General features: G+C 29.1%; 1 protein-coding gene. It reads right to left on the reverse strand.

Annotation, left to right across the window (positions count from 1 at the left end; genetic code table 11):
* Positions 1–41: 41 nt before the first annotated feature.
* Positions 42–1,878: tetratricopeptide repeat protein (locus ACZYT4_RS13995; protein ID WP_463786968.1), on the reverse strand; the 1,837-nt coding region annotated here is incomplete at its 5' end.

Consider the following 1,878-nt stretch of genomic DNA (forward strand, 5'->3'; position numbering starts at 1 on the left):
TACATCTTCCATAATAACCCTTTCTATTCAAAACAAAAATCTTACTCTCTATAAAGTTCTTGAATCTCAGTTAGAATTTTATCAGCTATAGCAGCATCTGTTCCCGTATTAATAACAAAAGTTGCATTTCCACCTGATTTTTGAGGAACCTCTATTGTAAGTGTGCTTCTTGAATGAGAAATTGTTGAATCAGGTAAGCTAATGTATGACAAATAATAATTTCCTTTATTCTTTTTCTTAGATAAGAAATAAATACACTTATCAGTAATAACCAGTCCTTCTTTTATTCCACTTCCACGTTTAATATGTCCTGTAATTGAAAGAAGTGAAGGTGAAATATACACGTAAAACGCTGTATCATCAGCCATTTTAAAAGCATATACAGTTTCCTTATCATTAAGATTTTGTATAATATTTCTATTACTCCAAGAAAGATGTTGACTATTTCTCTCAAGGATTTTCATAATTTCTTTTCGAGTATACTCTACACCAACATTATCATTATTGATTAAATCTTCACACAAATCATACCCAGAGCGTTTTGCCTTTAACAAGAATTTATACGCTCTTTCAGATTGATTCATTTTTTCTAAAACTCGTGCATAGTTTGCATAGAAAGTTCCACCAAATAAAGAATCAGAACAACTCTCTTCAATAAATAATTGATAAGCTTTTTCATAATACTCTAAAGCCTTTTGATAATTTGCATTTATGTATTCAACAACTCCTAAATTATTATAGAGAACTGCATCTCTTTGATCTAATTCTAAGGCTTTATGATAATACTTTATCTTTTTCTCCTCAAATCCATGTTTTCCATACTGTGAACCCATCCAAATCAAAAGCTGAGCTTGATGAGGATCAATGGATTCCATTTCATTTAAAACAGATAATATTTGTGCATCTTCTTTTTCTTGGTAAGAAAGAGCCTTTTCACATAAAGTTTTAAGTTTTAGCGTCGTAGCATTTTCAACTGTCAAATGCACTTGAGAGCACTTTTCACAAACATACCCATGAGTAAACTTCAAATGTGCTTTACCACCACAATATGGACATTTTCTTTGTAATGGTTCTAATGATTGATCATCATTCATTATCTGAGATTCTTTCTTTACATCTTTGATTTTTACATTCTTTTTATAAGCATCTAGCTCTCTTTTTTTAACTTTGATTAAAAGTGATTTTGGTCCACTATCAGTAACAATAATTTGTGGTATTTTAATCGTAAGAGGAAATTTTTTTCCATTTACCAATTGTTTTCTCACTTCATCATAAAGTAAACTTTTAGCATATTCCTCCTGATGAAGATCTATTCCATCTGTTTTTAAATATTCATCAATGATATAATCTACAATTGAATTTTCAAGTTCCTGATCATAAACATATTCTGTTTTATTGTCTATTTCTTTTTTATTTTGCTTTTCAAAAACATTCATTGTTTTTTCATCATCTTGTACTAACATATCTTTGTTTTTTGATAAAATAGAATCATTTACATTCTCTAGATCATTTTCACTATTAACCTGAACATGAAGTGATTTTAATCCAGTATCTGTTTTAACAATATCTGGAATATCTATAACAATCGGATATGTTTTTGAAAGAGAAAGTTGCTCTTTCACTACAGCATAAATTCTATTCATCGCCAATTCTCGTGTAATGTGAATTCCTTCTACTTTATAAAACTCCTGTAATACATATTGTACAATTTTGTCTACATATTCTTCATTTTTTCTATGAAAAATATTTTGAGTTTCTTTAGAATCATCCTTTTCTCTGATATTCTCTTCTGTTTTATTCATAAGTTGTTCTAAAGCTTCTTTCATCTCATGAGCACTTTGATATCGTTTTGCTGGTTCTTTGTGACAGGCTTTCTTG

It is taken from the genome of Massilimicrobiota sp. mt181 (assembly GCF_055420065.1).